Annotated in this window: 13 protein-coding genes; 6 read left to right on the top strand and 7 right to left on the bottom strand. The window is 60.9% G+C overall.

What is annotated here, in order from left to right; translation table 11 throughout:
- Window positions 1–9: 9 nt before the first annotated feature.
- The 6 genes from folK to thpR form a co-directional block, all read right to left on the bottom strand.
- Window positions 10–495, bottom strand: coding sequence for a 2-amino-4-hydroxy-6-hydroxymethyldihydropteridine diphosphokinase (gene folK / locus FT726_RS11770; RefSeq protein WP_021507515.1), 486 nt, complete (start codon window positions 493–495; stop codon window positions 10–12).
- Window positions 492–1907, bottom strand: a complete 1416-nt coding sequence (gene pcnB, locus FT726_RS11765) for a polynucleotide adenylyltransferase PcnB (protein ID WP_206099480.1) — start codon at window positions 1905–1907, stop codon at window positions 492–494. The genes folK and pcnB overlap by 4 nt, the downstream gene beginning before the upstream one ends.
- A 38-nt stretch (window positions 1908–1945) precedes the next feature.
- On the bottom strand, window positions 1946–2881 hold the full coding sequence (gene gluQRS, locus FT726_RS11760) for a tRNA glutamyl-Q(34) synthetase GluQRS (protein ID WP_407075065.1): 936 nt from the start codon (window positions 2879–2881) through the stop codon (window positions 1946–1948).
- Between the two features lie 70 nt (window positions 2882–2951).
- Window positions 2952–3407, bottom strand: a complete 456-nt coding sequence (gene dksA / locus FT726_RS11755) for an RNA polymerase-binding protein DksA (RefSeq protein WP_021507512.1) — start codon at window positions 3405–3407, stop codon at window positions 2952–2954.
- A gap of 239 nt (window positions 3408–3646) precedes the next feature.
- Window positions 3647–4363, bottom strand: a complete 717-nt coding sequence (gene sfsA / locus FT726_RS11750) for a DNA/RNA nuclease SfsA (protein WP_021507511.1) — start codon at window positions 4361–4363, stop codon at window positions 3647–3649.
- Entirely contained in the window at window positions 4364–4903 is a 540-nt protein-coding gene (thpR, locus tag FT726_RS11745; protein ID WP_346302826.1) for an RNA 2',3'-cyclic phosphodiesterase, read from the bottom strand.
- Between the two features lie 35 nt (window positions 4904–4938).
- Between thpR and hrpB the strand changes: the two genes are divergently transcribed.
- On the top strand, window positions 4939–7416 hold the full coding sequence (hrpB, locus tag FT726_RS11740; protein WP_346302825.1) for an ATP-dependent helicase HrpB: 2478 nt from the start codon (window positions 4939–4941) through the stop codon (window positions 7414–7416).
- Window positions 7417–7514: 98 nt separating this feature from the next.
- Window positions 7515–10037: a bifunctional glycosyl transferase/transpeptidase gene (gene mrcB, locus FT726_RS11735; protein WP_150360714.1), complete on the top strand. Its 2523-nt coding sequence runs from the start codon at window positions 7515–7517 to the stop codon at window positions 10035–10037.
- 55 nt (window positions 10038–10092) lie between these two features.
- On the opposite strand, the gene FT726_RS11730 is transcribed toward mrcB, so the two are convergent.
- Window positions 10093–10263 carry a hypothetical protein gene (locus tag FT726_RS11730; RefSeq protein WP_282996354.1) on the bottom strand — a complete coding sequence of 57 codons (171 nt, stop codon included), beginning with the start codon at window positions 10261–10263 and terminating at the stop codon, window positions 10093–10095.
- Window positions 10264–10365: 102 nt separating this feature from the next.
- Between FT726_RS11730 and fhuA the strand changes: the two genes are divergently transcribed.
- The 4 genes from fhuA to fhuB are packed head-to-tail and all read left to right on the top strand — an operon-like array spanning window position 10366 to window position 16282.
- A complete protein-coding gene (fhuA, locus tag FT726_RS11725; protein ID WP_222951267.1) occupies window positions 10366–12579 on the top strand; it encodes a ferrichrome porin FhuA in 2214 nt (737 codons plus the stop codon).
- Between the two features lie 44 nt (window positions 12580–12623).
- Entirely contained in the window at window positions 12624–13418 is a 795-nt protein-coding gene (fhuC, locus tag FT726_RS11720; RefSeq protein ID WP_058759520.1) for a Fe3+-hydroxamate ABC transporter ATP-binding protein FhuC, read from the top strand.
- A gap of 9 nt (window positions 13419–13427) precedes the next feature.
- Complete coding sequence (gene fhuD, locus FT726_RS11715; protein ID WP_238561169.1) at window positions 13428–14306, top strand: Fe(3+)-hydroxamate ABC transporter substrate-binding protein FhuD; 879 nt, start codon at window positions 13428–13430, stop codon at window positions 14304–14306.
- Window positions 14306–16282: a Fe(3+)-hydroxamate ABC transporter permease FhuB gene (gene fhuB / locus FT726_RS11710; RefSeq protein WP_346302824.1), complete on the top strand. Its 1977-nt coding sequence runs from the start codon at window positions 14306–14308 to the stop codon at window positions 16280–16282. Before fhuD ends, fhuB begins: the two co-directional genes overlap by 1 nt.
- Window position 16283 lies beyond the last annotated feature (1 nt).

Genomic DNA, 16283 nt, shown 5'->3' with positions numbered 1-16283 from the left:
TCTGCCGCGTCAGGCGGACCACAAGCGAATGCTGCTGCGGTCCAGCGTCGCCAGAATGCCGGCCAGCGGCTGGCCGTTCGGCAGGCGCAGCGCTGGCGCGATTTCCAGCAGCGGCACCAGCATGAAGGCGCGGTTGTGCATATCGTAGTGCGGCACCGTCAGGCGCGGCGTGTGGATCACTGCATTGCCGAACAGCATGATATCGAGGTCCAGCGTGCGCGGTCCCCAGCGTTCGGCTTTGCGCACCCGGCCATGCTCCAGCTCAATGCGCTGGGTGTGATCGAGCAGCGTTTCCGCGGCCAGTGTGGTCTCCAGCGCCACCACGGCGTTGAGGTAATCCGGCTGATCCGGCGGGCCGTACGGTGGCGTGCGATAAAACGCGGAGGTGGCTACGCGGTGGGTATCGGGAATGGCATCCAGCGCGGCCAGCGCTGCATCAACCTGATGCAGCGGATCGGCGAGATTACTGCCTAAGGCGAGATAGACCCGCGTCATGACGCGCTGTGGTTGCTGTCGCGGCGCGGGCCAGCAGGACGACGGCGTGGACGGCGTGGTTTACGGCGCGGGGCCGGATCGTCACCCAAAGTATTGAGCATGGTCTTCTGCTGTGTCGGCACCGCCGACTGGAACTCGCCCCACCACTGGCTGAGGCGCAGCAGCTCGGCGTTGTTCTCGACTTCCGCACGCAGCGCCAGCAGGTCGTAGGCGGCGCGGAATTTAGGATGCTCCATCAGCTTCCATGCGCGCTTACCGTGACGGCGGGACATGCGCAGCTGCAACTGCCAGATATCGCGAATCAGCGTGGTGATACGTTTCGGAATCGCCAGCGCACGGCAGGCTTCATCCAGCGTTTCGTTCATGGACAGCGCAAACGCATCGAAATAGGTCAGGCCGCTCTCCTGCGCAATCTGCTCCGCTGACTCCAGCTGCGGATACCAGAACATCGCCGCAAACAGGAACGCCGGATTCACGCGCATATCGTTGTGCAGGCGGGTATCGGTGTTTTTCAGCACCTGGGCCAGCATGCGCTCCATCGGGCTGTCGCCCTGTTCGGTGAAGTTGCGCGCCAGCGTCGGGAACAGCGGCTGGAACAGCTGGTATTCGCGCATCATCAGATAGGTGCGATAACCGTAACCGGCCTGCAGCAGCTTCAGCGACTCCTCAAACAGGCGCGCCGGCGGAATGTCATTCAGCAGCGTGGCCAGGCGGGGAATTGGCTCGGCGGTTTCCGCCGCAATGCTCATGTCCAGCTTCGCGGCGAAGCGCACCACGCGCAGCATACGCACCGGATCTTCGCGGTAGCGCGTTTCCGGATCGCCAATCATGCGGATGATGCCTTCCTGCAGATCCTGCAGGCCACCGACGTAATCGCGTACGGTGAAATCAGCCACGCTGTAATAGAGGCTGTTGATGGTTAAATCGCGGCGCTGCGCATCATCTTCAATGTTGCCAAAAATGTTGTCGCGCAGCAGCATGCCGTTCTGACCGCGCTGCGAACCGTTGCGATCGTCGACGCTCTCTTCCTGATGGTGGCCGCGGAACGTAGCGACTTCAATCACTTCCGGACCGAACATCACATGCGCCAGACGGAAGCGACGCCCGACCAGGCGGCAGTTGCGGAATAGCTTACGCATCTGCTCCGGCGTGGCGTTGGTGGTCACGTCAAAGTCCTTCGGCTTTTTACCCAGCAGCAAATCGCGCACGCCGCCGCCAACCAGATAAGCCTCGTATCCGGCTTTATTCAGGCGATACAGCACTTTGAGAGCGTTTTCGCTGATATCTTTGCGTGAGATATTGTGGCTTTCCCGGGGGATAACGGTCATCAGACTTACGGTTTCCACCTCTTCAGGGGCCTCCTCATCACGCTTGAGGACTCTCCGGCAAAAATTAGCGACTCGGGTAAAAATGGGACACCTCGACAGTGAGAAAATGGGTGTGAATAAAATCAGCGGCTAATCATAGCCTGTTGCGAACCATTTAGGAATGGCGTTGTCGCCTCATCCGGTTGTTGCGCATCATGCCGCGGAATCGATGCGCTATCCCAGTGTGTAACGGCATGGTCCAGCAGCGCCTCCAGCCCATGGTCCTGCCAGCCCGGCAAAACCGACTGCCCCAGGAAGCTCAGCGCCTGCACCAGCACCGGTCGCGGATCGCCGTCCGGTAAGGCCGGCGCGTGGTTCTGCTTCGACAATTTATTACCGTCCGGGTTAATTGCCAGCGGCAGATGCAGATAAGCCGGCACCGGCCAGCCAAACTGCTGATACAGCGCAATCTGGCGCACCGTTGGCTCAATCAAATCCGCACCGCGCACAATCTCCGTCACGCCCTGAAAATGGTCATCGACCACCACCGCAAGGTTATAGGCGAACAGTCCATCACGACGGTGAATAATAAAGTCTTCCTGCGCCAGACGCGGCTCCGCCTGCAGATGGCCACGCAGGCGATCGTCAAAACCGTACACCGGCGCATGCTGACGCAGACGCAGCGCGGCGCCGTCCGGCGGCAGATGTAAATCGCGGCAGTGACCGTCGTAAAAGCCGCCCAGCTGCTGAATGCGGCTGCGCGGGCAGGTACAAAAGTAGCTTTGACGGTGTTCGCGCAGCCAGCTCAGCGCCGCGCGATAGGCCTCGTGGCGCTGCGACTGCCACAGCACGTCGCCGTCCCAGTGCAGCCCATAATGCGTCAGCTGATGCAGGATGCGCGTTGCGGCACCGGCGACTTCACGCGGCGGATCAATATCTTCAATGCGCACCAGCCAGCGGCCCTGCTGCGCGCGCGCGCTCAGGTAGCTGCCTAATGCGGCTATCAGCGAACCGAAATGAAGATCACCGGAAGGAGAGGGGGCGAAACGCCCGATGCAGGGAAGCGTGGCGGACATCATGCTGTGGTACACCGCACGGCGGGAAAACAGTGGTTTTCCCGGCTGTGCGGCGACAGTCTGTTAACGGCCATTAGCCTGCCATCTGCTTCTCGCGGATTTCTGCCAGCGTTTTGCAGTCAATGCAGAGATCGGCGGTCGGACGCGCTTCGAGACGGCGGATACCAATTTCGACTCCACAGGATTCGCAGTAGCCAAAGTCGTCGTCTTCCACTTTCTTGAGCGTTTTCTCAATCTTTTTAATGAGTTTGCGCTCACGATCGCGGTTACGCAGCTCCAGGCTGAACTCCTCTTCCTGGGCGGCACGGTCAACCGGATCCGGGAAGTTGGCAGCTTCGTCCTGCATATGCGACACAGTACGGTCTACTTCATCCCTGAGTTGGTTGCGCCAGGCTTCCAGAATCTTGCGGAAATGGCTCAGCTGGGCGTCATTCATATACTCTTCGCCCGGTTTCTCCTGATACGGCTCCACCCCAGCGATGGCGAGGATACTCAGGGACGATGTTTTACGGTTTTGCCCTTCTTGCATGTTGTTTCTCCTGGATAACACGCACTACCCGTTCTGTTTCAGATTGCGAAAGCCTTTGCCTGCAACCCGACGCATGCGGGGCATATCGATTCCCATCAGGGAAAAAAACAGGCCGCTATAAATAGCAGAAGCAATCAAGGTTGGCAATTATTCATGAACGCACCTTGACAAGCCTGTGAGGAACAGCGTATTTAGCGCACCGCTCAGAACATTCTTATCACAGCAAATAACGTTAAATATTACAACTGTGCGTTAATCGTTACCGTTAACGGCCGGGTAAGTAACATTTCTGCCGGTGAAATCTGAGCCTGATACGCCAACACTTCCACACCGCAGCGCTGCGCCTGTACCAGTAGTTCTGCGTATTGCGCATCGATATGGTGCGCCGGGGAAACGTCCTCAATCCCCGTGTGCAGAACAGCAAACAACAAAACGGCCCGGTGGCCTTCTGCCGCGATAGTGCTTAATTCGCGCAGATGTTTCTGTCCACGAGCCGTCACCGCATCCGGAAAATAGCCTTTACCATTTTGTAAAAGGGTGACGGACTTGACTTCAATATAGCAGTTGGCTTTGCCCTCCGCTTGCAACAGGAAGTCAATTCGGCTTTTTTCCGTGCCGTATTTCACCTCAGCCTGGCAGTGGCTATAAGCGGATAATTCCGGAATTGCGTCGCGCAGCAGCGCCTCGCGCACCAGTTGGTTAGCGCGCAGAGTATTGACGCAAATCCAGTGGCCCTGCGCGGTTTGCGTTATTTCCCAGCTATGCGGATATTTGCGCGTCGCGCTGGCCGAGGTGGAGTACCACACGGTGTCGCCTGGTGTGGCGCAGCCGGTCATCGCACCGGTATTGGCGCAGTGCAGGGTAAAGGTGTCACCTTCAGGCGTAATGACATCGGCTAAAAAACGTTTATAGCGGGTGATTAAGCGGGCTGATTGTAACGGCGGATCGAACTGCATTTATGCTCCTGCGGCAGATAACAGTGGCCAGCGCGCCAGCCGGCGATAGCGCGTGCGTCCCTGCGTGAAGCTGGACGCAAACAGCGCGAAATGACTCACCTCAACGCGCCAGTGAAAACCGCGCGGCGGCAGCGCCACGGCCTGCGCAGCGTGGCGCAGCAGGGTGATGTGGGGATGGAACGGCTGCGTACTCTGCGCACAGCCATGGCGCGCGGCCTGGGCGCGCAGCAGGTTGGCCAGCTGCAGTAAACCGCGCGGCGCGCGCTGGCAGCCAAGCCACACCACGCCGGGACGCGGCCAGTGACCGGCGTCATCGAGATCCAGCGTAAAGCCCGGCTGGCGGATGCGTGCCGCCAGCTGCTGCAGCTGATCCGCCGTTTCCGTGCTGACCTCACCGAGAAACGCCAGCGTCAGGTGCAGATTCGCCGCCGCCACCGGTTTACCCGCGTCTGCGGCGAAGCAATCGGCCCGCCATTGCACCAGCTGTTGCTGGAGGGCATCAGGCAATTCGAGGGCAAAAAACAGTCGTTGCGTGGCCATGCTGAACTCCGGTAATCGGCGCCGGGTGGTGTACAATGCGCGCCATCTTAGCACAGGCAGAGTGGGAGTTGAGTGTGAGTGAGTTACCGGTAAGCGAGGTACTGCCTGCATTGCTGGCCGCGCTGGCGCAGTCGCCACAGGTGCTGCTGGCGGCCCCGACCGGCGCCGGGAAATCCACCTGGCTGCCGCTACAGCTGCTGCAACAGGCGCAGCTGCCGGGGCAAATCATCATGCTGGAGCCGCGCCGGCTGGCGGCACGCAACGTGGCACAGCGGCTGGCGGAACAGCTGGGCGAACAGCCGGGCGGGACGGTAGGTTATCGGCTGCGCGGGGAAAACTGCAGCAGCGCAGCGACGCGTCTGCTGGTGGTCACCGAAGGCATTCTGACGCGCATGCTGCAGCGCGATCCGCTGCTGGAGGGCGTATCGCTGGTGATCCTCGACGAATTCCATGAGCGCAGCCTGCAGGCTGACCTGGCGCTGGCGCTGCTGCTTGATGTGCAGCAGGGATTGCGCGACGACCTGAAAATTCTGCTGATGTCGGCAACGCTGGATAATCAGCAGCTACGCAAGCTATTGCCCGACGCGCCGTTTATTGCGTCACAGGGGCGCAGCTTTCCGGTGATCCGACGTTACGCTTCGCTCAATCCGCAGCAGCGGTTTGAAGAGGCAGTGGCGCGCGAGGTGGCACAGTTGCTGCGGGATGAGCCCGGTTCGCTGCTGCTGTTTCTGCCCGGCGTGGCAGAGATTGAACGGGTGAAGCGTGAACTGGCGTCGCGCGTCAGTGATGAGGTGGATTTATCTCCTTTATATGGTGCGCTGTCGCTGGAGGCGCAGCGGCGGGCCATCCTGCCGGCCGCGCCGGGCCGGCGTAAAGTGGTGCTCGCCACCAATATCGCCGAGACCAGCCTGACGATTGAAGGCATCCGCCTGGTGATGGACAGCGCGCTGGAGCGCGCGGCGCAGTTTGACGTGCGCAGCGGCGTGACGCGTTTGCTGACCCAGCGCATCAGCCAGGCATCGATGACGCAGCGCGCTGGCCGCGCCGGTCGCCTGGCGCCGGGGATCTGCCTGCATCTGCTGCCGCAGGAGCAGGCGCTCCGTGCGGCGGCGCAGAGTGAGCCGGAGATACTCACCAGCGATCTGGCCTCGCTGCAGCTGGATTTACTGCAGTGGGGCTGTCAGGACGCGGCTCAGCTGCAATGGCTGGATAGTCCACCGGCGCGCAGCCTGCAGGCGGCACGTCAACAGCTGCAGCGGCTCGGCGCGCTGGATAGCGAAGGGCGGCTCAGCGCGCGCGGTCGTAAAATGGCGCAGCTCGGCAGCGATCCGCGTCTCACGGCGATGCTGTGCGCCGCCGGCGATGATGTGCACGCCATCGCCAGCGCGGCGCTGCTGGTGGCGATTCTGGAGGATCCGCCGCGCAGCGGCAGTGTCGATCTGCGTGATGCGCTCAACCAGCCACAGCCGCAGTGGCTGCGGCGCGCGCGCCACTGGCAGCAGCGCCTGAATGCAGGTCAGGGGCGCGTTGACGCCGATCGCTTCCCGGCGCTGCTGGCCGCCGGGTTTGCTGACCGGCTGGCGCAGCGTCGCGGTCACAGCGCGCGCTATCAGCTCGCCAATGGTATCGGCGCGATGCTGGATGAGCACGACGGCCTGAGCCGCTATGAGTGGCTGATTGCCCCGAGCCTGCTGCAGGGGGCCAGCAGCGCCGATGCGCGCATGCTGCTGGCGCTGCCGGTAGAGATGGATGCGCTGCGCCAGCAGTGCCCGCAGCTGGTGGAGCAGCGCACCGATGTGGACTGGGATGAAGACAAAGGCACGCTGCGCGCGTGGAAGCGGGAAGCGATTGGCGCGCTGATCCTGCGGGCCCAGCCGCAGGCGCGGCCCGAGCCGGAGATCCTGCATCCGGCGATGCTGCGCTGGATCCGCGAAAAAGGGCTGGCGGTGCTCGGCTGGACGCCAGAGGCAGAGCAGCTGCGTGTGCGCTTGCAGTGCGCCGCGCAGTGGCTGCCGGAAGAGGCGTGGCCGACGCTGGATGATGACACGCTGCTGGCCTCGCTGGAGCACTGGCTGCTGCCGGAGATGGGCGCAGTACGCGATTTGAAAGGGCTGCAGAGCGTTAATCTTGTCAGCGCTTTATTACATTTGCTGACATGGCCACAGCGGCAGCGGCTGGATACTGTGCTGCCAACTCATTACACTGTGCCGACCGGAAGTCGCCTGCCGATTCGCTACGATGCGGAAAAGCCCCCCGCGCTGGCGGTGCGTATGCAGGAGATGTTTGGCGAGGCGCAGAACCCGGCGGTTGCCGATGGGCGCGTTCCGCTGGTGCTGGAGCTGCTTTCGCCGGCGCACCGTCCGCTGCAGATCACCCGTGACCTCGCGGCGTTCTGGCGCGGTGCGTATCCTGAAGTGCAGAAAGAGATGAAAGGGCGCTATCCCAAACATCCGTGGCCGGACGATCCGGCCAGCGCCTTGCCGACGAGGCGCACCAAAAAATATTCCTCGTAGCCCGCAGTGGATCGAATTCAGAGGGTTCTGCCATGCGCGGCACGAGAAAGCAGTTAGAGTAGCGGCGCTGCCGTAGCTATGCCTGGAGAAAACAAAGCATGTCTGGGAACGATCGCGAACCTATTGGGCGCAAAGGAAAAGCGCCAAAGCCGCCGCGTAACGTTACGCGCCGGGGTCGCCGCAGGGAGCCTGAAGATGATATCGATCAGGACGATTTTGACGAAGATGATGAGGAGAGTGCGCCGGTGCCACCCAAAGGTAAAGGAAAACGACCCGCGCGTGGCAAACGCCGCTGGTTAGGCTGGTTGATTAAACTCTTCCTGGTGTTTGTCGTGGTGATGGCCGCCTGGGGCGTCTATCTCGATTCGGAAATCCGCAGCCGCATTGACGGTAAAGTGTGGCAGCTGCCGGCGGCCGTATACGGGCGCATGGTTAGCCTCGAACCGGGCATGGCTTACGACAAGAAAGAGATGATTGCGCTGCTGGAAGGCACGCAGTATCGCGAAGTGTCGCGCATTACCCGTCCGGGTGAGTTCAGCGTGAAAGGCAACACCATCGACCTGCTGCGCCGTCCGTTTGATTTTCCGGACAGCAAAGAGGGCCAGATTAACGCGCGTCTCACCTTCAGCAACAACGAGCTGAGCGAGATTAAAAACCTCGATACCGGACGCGACTTTGGCTTCTTCCGCCTCGATCCGCGGCTGATCACCATGTTGCAGTCGCCAAACGGCGAGCAGCGTCTGTTTGTGCCGCGCGCCGGGTTCCCGGATCTGCTGGTCGATACGCTGATCGCCACCGAAGACCGCCACTTCTACGAGCATGACGGCATCAGCCCGTACTCGATTGGTCGCGCCTTCCTCGCCAATATCACCGCCGGTAAAGCGGTGCAGGGCGGCAGTACGCTGACGCAGCAACTGGTGAAAAACCTGTTCCTCACCAACGAACGCTCGCTGTGGCGTAAAGCGCGTGAAGCCTATATGGCGGTGATCATGGATGCGCGCTACAGCAAAGATCGCATTCTTGAGCTCTACCTGAACGAGGTGTATCTCGGCCAGGCGGGCAACGACCAAATCCGCGGTTTCCCGCTGGCCAGCCTGTACTACTTTGGCCGCCCGGTGGACGAACTGAGCCTTGATCAGCAGGCGATGCTGGTCGGCATGGTTAAAGGTGCGTCACTGTACAATCCGTGGCGCAATCCGCAGCTGGCGCTGGAGCGTCGTAACCTGGTGCTGCGTCTGCTGCAACAGCAGAAAGTGATCGATCAGGAGCTGTACGACATGCTGTCGGCGCGGCCGCTTGGCGTCCAGCCGAAAGGCGGGGTGATCACGCCGCAGCCGGCGTTTATGCAAATGGTGCGTAATGAGCTGCAGGCGAAGCTGGGTGATAAGGTCAAAGACCTCTCCGGCGTGAAGATCTTCACCACGCTCGATCCGATTTCGCAGGATGCCGCGGAAAAAGCGGTTGAAGACGGCATTCCCACGCTGAAGAAACAGCGCGGGCTGAAAGATCTGGAAACCGCGATGGTGGTGGTCGACCGCTTCAGTGGTGAAGTGCGCGCCATGGTCGGCGGTGCCGATCCGCAGTTTGCCGGCTATAACCGCGCGCTGCAGGCGCGTCGCTCGATTGGCTCACTGGCAAAACCGGCGACCTATCTGACCGCCCTCAGCCAGCCAAACAGCTATCGCCTGAACAGCTGGATCGCCGACGAGCCGATTGCGCTGAAACAGCCAAACGGTTCGGTGTGGAAGCCGATGAACGACGATCGTCGCTTCAGCGGTAAAGTGATGCTGGTGGATGCACTGACTAACTCGATGAACGTGCCAACCGTTAACCTCGGTATGACGCTGGGACTCGACGCGGTAGTGGATACCTGGACCAAACTGGGCGTGCCAAAAGATCAGCTGCATCCGGTACCGGCCATGCTGCTGGGGGCGCTTAACCTGACGCCGATTGAAGTGGCGCAGGCGTTCCAGTCAATTGCCAGCGGCGGTAACCGCGCTGCGCTGTCGGCGGTGCGCTCGGTGATCGCGGAAGATGGTACGGTGCTGTATCAGAGCTTCCCGCAGGCGCAGCGCGTTGAGCCGGCGCAGGCGGCGTATCTGACGCTGTATACCATGCAGCAGGTGGCCGATCACGGTACGGCGCGGGCGCTGGGCGCACGCTTCCCGGGTGCGCATCTGGCGGCGAAAACCGGTACCACCAATGACCTAATCGACAGCTGGTTTGCCGGTATTGATGGCAAAGAAGTGGCGATCACCTGGGTTGGCCGCGACAACAACCAGACCTCGAAGCTGTACGGTGCCAGTGGTGCGATGCAGATCTATCGTCGCTACCTCGACAACCAGGCGCCGATGCCACTGGTCCTGACGCCACCGGAAGATATCACTCAGATGAATATCGATTCGGCCGGTAACTTTGTCTGCGGCAGCGGCAGCAGCACATGGCGTTCGCTGCCGGTGTGGGCGCTGGATCCGAACGCGCTGTGCCAGCAGCAACAGCAGCAGATTCAGCAGCAGCAACAGCAAGAGCAGCAACAGCAGCAACAGCAACAGCCGCAGGGCGAGCAGAAGGACTCTGACGGCGTCGCGGGCTGGATTAAAGATATGTTTGGCAGTAAATAAGCCATCCGGCACTGCACCGGCTTTATACCTTCAGAGCCTGTGCAGTGCCGGCGTTTTACCACCACGTGGCGGTGCCCGATACATGGCGGCGCTCCAGCCTGAGTCTTGCATAAAAGCTGAATTTAACTCCCTCTGGCGCTGCGGCGCCTTTTTCTTTGCCCGCCATTTTTTTAGCCGCGATCATGGATATGTGCGATCCGCTGGCAAACTCACCGCCATCAGGCATTACATCTTGCGGTGCTTGCAGGGTTTCGCCTAAAATCCGTGCGTCTAATAATCATTCTCGTTTCCATTCGCCTGCATTGTTCTATTTTCATGAGATCCCACTATGAATGCGCGAAACACTTTTCCTTGTTCTCTGCGCGCGGTGACCACCCGTCGACCGCTCGCGTTATTGATTTCCCTGACTCTGGGCACACTCAGCATGCAGGCGCTGGCCGAAGATACCGTGGTGGTGACGGCTGATGGCGGCAGCGGCGTCGCGCAGGAGAGCGCATGGGGACCGTCGCCGACCATCGCCGCTAAACACAGCGCGACCGGCACCAAAACCGATACGCCAATCGAGAAGAATCCGCAGTCGGTGTCGGTGGTGACGCAGGAAGAGATGTCAATGCATGCGGTGACCAGCGTCAAAGGTGCGTTCAATTACACGCCAGGCGTGCTGACCGGTAACCGCGGCAGCTCGGACGTTATCGATGCGCTGTCGATTCGCGGCTTCAGCGAAACCAACACCAATCAGTATCTGGATGGCCTGAAGCTGCAGGGTGACAACTACTCCGAATTCGCTATCGATCCTTACTTCCTTGAGCGCGCGGAGCTGCTGCGCGGTCCGGTTTCGGTGCTGTACGGTAAGAGCAACCCGGGCGGTGTGGTGTCACTGGTGAGCAAGCGGCCGACCCAGGAGACGCTGCGTGAAGTCCAGTTCCAGATGGGCACCGACAACCTGTTCTCCACCGGCTTCGATTTTGGCGGCTCACTGGATGATGACGGCGTTTACAGCTATCGCCTGACCGGCCTGGCGCGCAGCGCTGATGCGCAACAGGAGATGAACAAAGAGAAGCGCTATACCCTTGCGCCTTCGTTCAGCTGGCGTCCCGATGCCAATACCCGCTTCGACCTGCTGACCTACTTCCAGAACGAACCGGAAACCGGCTATTACGGCTGGCTGCCGCGCGAAGGCACCGTGGTGGGCATCACCCGGCCGGACGGCAGCAGCTATAAGCTGCCCACCAATTTCGATGAAGGCGAAGACAGCAATAAGATCTCGCGCAACACCAAAATGGTTGGCTACAACTTTGAGCACAGCTTTAACGATACCTGGACGGTGCGCCAGAATCTGCGCTATGCCGAAATGCAGACCGATTATCGCAGTATTTATGGCCGAACTTTTAATCCAGCAACGCTGGAAATCAATAGGATGTATGCTGGTTCGAAAGAGAAACTTAACCAGTTTGCTGTTGATACTCAGGCGCAGGCAAAATTTGCCACTGGCGCTGTTGAACATACTGTTTTAGTAGGTGTTGATTACCAGCGTACCCGAAATGATATTGATGCAATATTTACGGGCGCAACGCCAATAAGCATAGTCAATCCACAGTACGGTAACGATAGTCTGGTTGGTGCACCTTACTTATATCAATATCTGAATAAACAGGAACAGACTGGCTTATACACGCAGGATCAAATGGAGTGGAATAGGTGGGTCCTGACGCTGGGAGGCCGCTATGACTACGCAATGACATCAGCGTTAAATCGTAACGGTGATGTCGAGGATAAGAATCACGATCAGGCATTTACCTGGCGTGGTGGTCTGAACTATGTGTTTGATAATGGTATTGCACCTTATTTCAGTTACAGCGAGTCCTTTATTCCAACGTCCGGAACGACCTCAACCGGTAAGGCTTTCGATCCTTCCCGCGCTAAGCAGTATGAAGCTGGCGTAAAATACGTACCTAAAGATCGGCCAATTGTCATTACTGCTTCGGTTTATCAAATCACCAAGGATAAGAATTTAACTGTCGATCCGTCTAATTCGTCATTTAGCGTGCAGAGCGGTGAAATTCGATCGCGTGGTATTGAATTCGAAGCGAAAGCGGCGGTCAACGCGAATGTTAATGTGACAGCTGCATATGCGTACACAGATGCAGAATATACGCATGATACGACTTTAAAAGGCAGAACACCGGTTCAGGTGCCGAAGCATATGGCATCGCTTTGGACAGATTATACCTTCCATGAAACGGCGCTGTCTGGATTTACCATCGGTGCTGGTGTTCGCTATACCGGTGAAAGCAAAGGATTGTATGAAGAGTCAATCCAGAACGGAGCGAAATCCAACCAGAACTTTGACGTCGCCGCCTACACCACTGTAGATGCCGCACTGAAATATGATCTGGGCCGCTTCGGCTTGCCGGGCTCAACCGTCGGCGTCAACATCAACAACCTGTTCGATCGCGAATACGTTGCCAGCTGCTACCGCGACTACGCCTGCTACTGGGGCGCAGAGCGCCAGATCGTCGGTACCGCCACCTTCCGCTTCTGATACTGAACACAGGGCGCTGTGGCGCCCGTTAACCAGGGATTATCATGCAGCATCCGCACCACGCAGAAACCACCTTTTCACTGGAAAACGTCAGCTTCCGTGTGCCCGGCCGCACGCTGCTGCATCCGCTGTCGCTGACTTTCGCTCCGGGCAAAGTCACCGCGCTGATCGGGCATAACGGTTCCGGTAAATCCACGCTGCTGAAGATGCTCGGCCGTCACCATGCCGCCAGCGAAGGGCGCGTGATGCTCAACGGTGAGGCGGTTGATACCTGGAGCAGTAAAGCTTTTGCACGACAGGTGGCCTATCTGCCGCAGCAGCTGCCTGCGGCGGAGGGCATGACGGTGCGCGAGCTGGTGGCGATTGGGCGCTATCCGTGGCACGGTGCGCTGGGGCGCTACGGCCAGGAAGATCGCGATCGGGTAGACGAGGCGATTGCGCTGGTTGGACTGAAACCCTTCGCCGGGCGGCTGGTGGACAGCCTGTCCGGCGGCGAGCGGCAGCGTGCGTGGCTGGCGATGCTGGTGGCGCAGAACAGCCGCTGTCTGCTGCTGGATGAACCCACCTCGGCGCTGGATATCGCCCATCAGGTTGATGTGCTGGCGCTGATTCAGCGCCTCAGCCACGAACGCGGCCTGACGGTGATAGCGGTACTGCACGATCTCAACATGGCGGCTCGCTACTGTGACCAGCTGGTGGCGCTGCGCGCGGGCGAAGTGATCGCCGAAGGCGGACCGGAAGCGATTATGCAGGCCGGGGTGCTGGGTGATATTTATGGCATTCCGATGGGCATTCTGCCGCATCCGCAGGGCGGCGCGCCCGTCAGCTTTGTCTACTGAGGCCTCGTGATGTTCGACATTTCCCGTCGCCGTCTGCTGACCGTGCTGGCGCTCTCACCGCTGATGAACCTTGCACCGCTGCGCGCCGCGCCGCCGGACAGCCAGCGCATCCTGGCGCTGGAGTGGCTGCCGGTAGAGCTGCTGATGGCGCTCGGCGTCGCCCCGCTCGGCGTGGCCGATCTGCATAACTACGCCATCTGGGTGGGTGACCCGGTCTTGCCGGCCGGCACCCTCGATCTCGGCTTACGCACCGAACCCAATCTGGAACTGATGACCCAGCTGGCACCGTCGTTGATCCTGCACTCCAACGGTTACGGCCCGGCGGTCGACAAGCTGGAGCGCATTGCGCCGACGATGGGCTTTGACCTCAACAGCGGCGATGGCAAACCGTTCACCACCGCGCGCACATCGCTGCATGCGCTGGGTGCCCGGCTTGGCCTTGAAGCGCAGGCTCAGGCCCATTTGCACTGGGTGGATGGTGAAGTGGCGGCCGCGCGTGAGCGGTTACGTCCATGGGCGCAGCGTCCGCTGCTGCTGATGTCGCTGATGGATCCGCGTCACGCCATTACCTTCGGTAAAGGCAGCCTGTTCCTCGAGGTGATGGAGCAGCTTGGCCTGCGCAATGCCTGGCAGGGCGAAACCAACTTCTGGGGCAGTGCGGTGGTCGGGCTGGAGCGGCTGGCGGAGGTCGGTGACGTTGAGGTGATCTGCTTCGATCACGATAACGAACGCGATATGCAGCAGGTGACGCAAAGCGCACTGTGGCAGGCGCTGCCGTTTGTCCGTTCCGGCCGTTTCCGGCGGGTGCCGGCGGTGTGGTACTACGGCGCCACTTACTCAGCCATCAAATTTATTCGCGTGCTGGAACGCGCGCTGGAGTCGCACTGATGCGCAACCGTCTGTTTCCCGTCGCGCTGCTCAGCGTGCTCAGTTTACTGGCGCTGGCGCTCACGTTTATCAACCTGCGCCAGGCGCTGCCGCTGGCGCAGTGGCAGCAGGCGATGTTTGCGCCGGATATCGATAACATCCGTCAGGTGGTGTTCCACTACAGCCTGCTGTCGCGGCTGGCGCTGGCGCTGCTGGTCGGGGCCGGACTTGGCCTCGCGGGCCTGCTGTTCCAGCAGGTGCTGCGCAATCCGCTGGCGGAGCCGACCACGCTGGGCATCTCTTCCGGCGCGCAGCTTGGCCTGACCGTCGCCACCCTGTGGCAGCTGCCGGGCGGGGAGCTGACGCAGCAGTTTGCCGCAATGGGCGGGGCGGTGCTGGTCGGCGTGCTGGTGTTTGGCATCGCCTGGGGCAAGCGTCTGTCGCCGGTGACGCTGATCCTGGCCGGTCTGGTACTGAGCCTGTATGCCGGCGCGGTTAATCAAATCTTTGCCATCTTCAATCACGATCAGCTGCAAAACATGTTTCTGTGGAGCACCGGCGCGCTGAACCAGCTCGACGGCCGCAACGTGGCGCTGCTGTGGCCGCGCCTGCTGCTGGCGTTCGCACTGGCGCTGGCGCTGTTGCGTCCGCTGACGTTGATGGGGCTGGATGATGGCGTGGCAAAAAACCTCGGTCTGGCGCTGTCGGCGGCGCGCATTGCCGCGCTGGCGCTGGCGATCCTGCTCAGTGCGCAGCTGGTTAACGTCGCCGGCATCATCGGCTTTATCGGGCTGTTCGCGCCGCTGCTGGCGAAGATGCTGGGGGCGCGTCGTCTGCTTAGCCGCTTGCTGCTGGCGCCGCTGATTGGCGCACTGCTGCTGTGGCTGGCCGATCAGTGCGTGCTGTGGCTGACCGCGCACTGGCGTGAAGTGTCAACCGGAACGGCTACCGCGCTGATTGGCGTGCCGATTCTGCTGTGGCTGCTGCCGCGTCTGCGCACGGGCTCGCTGCCGCCGGCGATGAATGCCGGCGACACAGTGCCGCAGGAGCGGCAGGCCGTGCTGCGCTGGTGCCTGGCGGGCGTGATGATTCTGGCGCTGTGCAGTCTGGCAGGCATTGCGTTTGGACGCGACGCACACGGCTGGACGTGGGTCAGCGGCGATATGCTGCAACAGCTGCTGCCGTGGCGCGTGCCGCGCGTGCTGGCGGCGTTGGTGGTCGGCACGATGCTGGGCGTCGCCGGGGTGCTGATTCAGCGCCTGACCGGTAATCCAATGGCCAGTCCGGAAGTGCTGGGCATCAGCTCCGGAGCGGCCTGCGGGGTGGTGGTTATGCTGTTCTTTGTGCCCGGCAACGCGGTCGCCTGGCTGCTGCCTGCCGGCGTGCTGGGCGCCGCGCTGACGCTGCTGGTGATTATGCTGGTGGCCAGCCGCGGCGGTTTTGCACCGGAACGCATGCTGCTGGCCGGAATGGCGCTGAACAGTGCGTTCGTCACGTTACTGATGGTGTTGCTGGCGAGCGGCGATCCGCGCATGGCCGGGCTGCTGAGCTGGATTTCCGGTTCGACGTACAACATCTCAATGACGCAGGCGCTGCAGAGTGCTGTTGTGGGCATGATACTGGTGGCGCTGGCACCGCTGGCCAGCCGCTGGCTGACGCTGCTGCCGCTCGGCAGTGCCACGGCGCGCTCAGCCGGCATGGCGCTGAACCGATCGCGCTTCAGCCTGCTGTTGCTGGCGGCTGCGCTGACCGCCACCGCGACGCTCACTATCGGTCCGCTGAGTTTTATTGGCCTGATGGCACCACATATTGTGCGCATGCTCGGCTTCCGTCGCGCGCTGCCGCAATTGCTGATGGCTGGCCTGCTCGGCGGGTGCCTGCTGGTGTTCGCCGACTGGTGCGGCCGCATGCTGGCGTTCCCGGATCAAATCCCGGCGGGCCTGATGGCGACCTTCTTCGGCGCGCCGTATTTTATCTGGCTGCTAAGGCGCGCTTAGT

It is taken from the genome of Pantoea sp. Morm (assembly GCF_016643525.1).
GTDB classification, from domain to species: Bacteria; Pseudomonadota; Gammaproteobacteria; order Enterobacterales; family Enterobacteriaceae; genus Pantoea; species Pantoea dispersa.
This window is presented reverse-complemented; position numbering and strand designations above follow the sequence as displayed.

Excerpts from the sequence above, each read along its gene's own strand:
- fhuC (WP_058759520.1), top strand. The coding sequence starts at position 12,624 with ATGCAGCATCCGCACCACGCAGAAACCACCTTTTCACTGGAAAACGTC.
- gluQRS (WP_407075065.1), bottom strand. The coding sequence starts at position 2,881 with ATGATGTCCGCCACGCTTCCCTGCATCGGGCGTTTCGCCCCCTCTCCT.
- sfsA (WP_021507511.1), bottom strand. The coding sequence starts at position 4,363 with ATGCAGTTCGATCCGCCGTTACAATCAGCCCGCTTAATCACCCGCTAT.
- hrpB (WP_346302825.1), top strand. The coding sequence starts at position 4,939 with ATGCGCGCCATCTTAGCACAGGCAGAGTGGGAGTTGAGTGTGAGTGAG.
- fhuA (WP_222951267.1), top strand. The coding sequence starts at position 10,366 with ATGAATGCGCGAAACACTTTTCCTTGTTCTCTGCGCGCGGTGACCACC.
- fhuB (WP_346302824.1), top strand. The coding sequence starts at position 14,306 with ATGCGCAACCGTCTGTTTCCCGTCGCGCTGCTCAGCGTGCTCAGTTTA.
- FT726_RS11730 (WP_282996354.1), bottom strand. The coding sequence starts at position 10,263 with ATGCCTGATGGCGGTGAGTTTGCCAGCGGATCGCACATATCCATGATC.
- mrcB (WP_150360714.1), top strand. The coding sequence starts at position 7,515 with ATGTCTGGGAACGATCGCGAACCTATTGGGCGCAAAGGAAAAGCGCCA.
- folK (WP_021507515.1), bottom strand. The coding sequence starts at position 495 with ATGACGCGGGTCTATCTCGCCTTAGGCAGTAATCTCGCCGATCCGCTG.
- dksA (WP_021507512.1), bottom strand. The coding sequence starts at position 3,407 with ATGCAAGAAGGGCAAAACCGTAAAACATCGTCCCTGAGTATCCTCGCC.
- fhuD (WP_238561169.1), top strand. The coding sequence starts at position 13,428 with ATGTTCGACATTTCCCGTCGCCGTCTGCTGACCGTGCTGGCGCTCTCA.
- thpR (WP_346302826.1), bottom strand. The coding sequence starts at position 4,903 with ATGGCCACGCAACGACTGTTTTTTGCCCTCGAATTGCCTGATGCCCTC.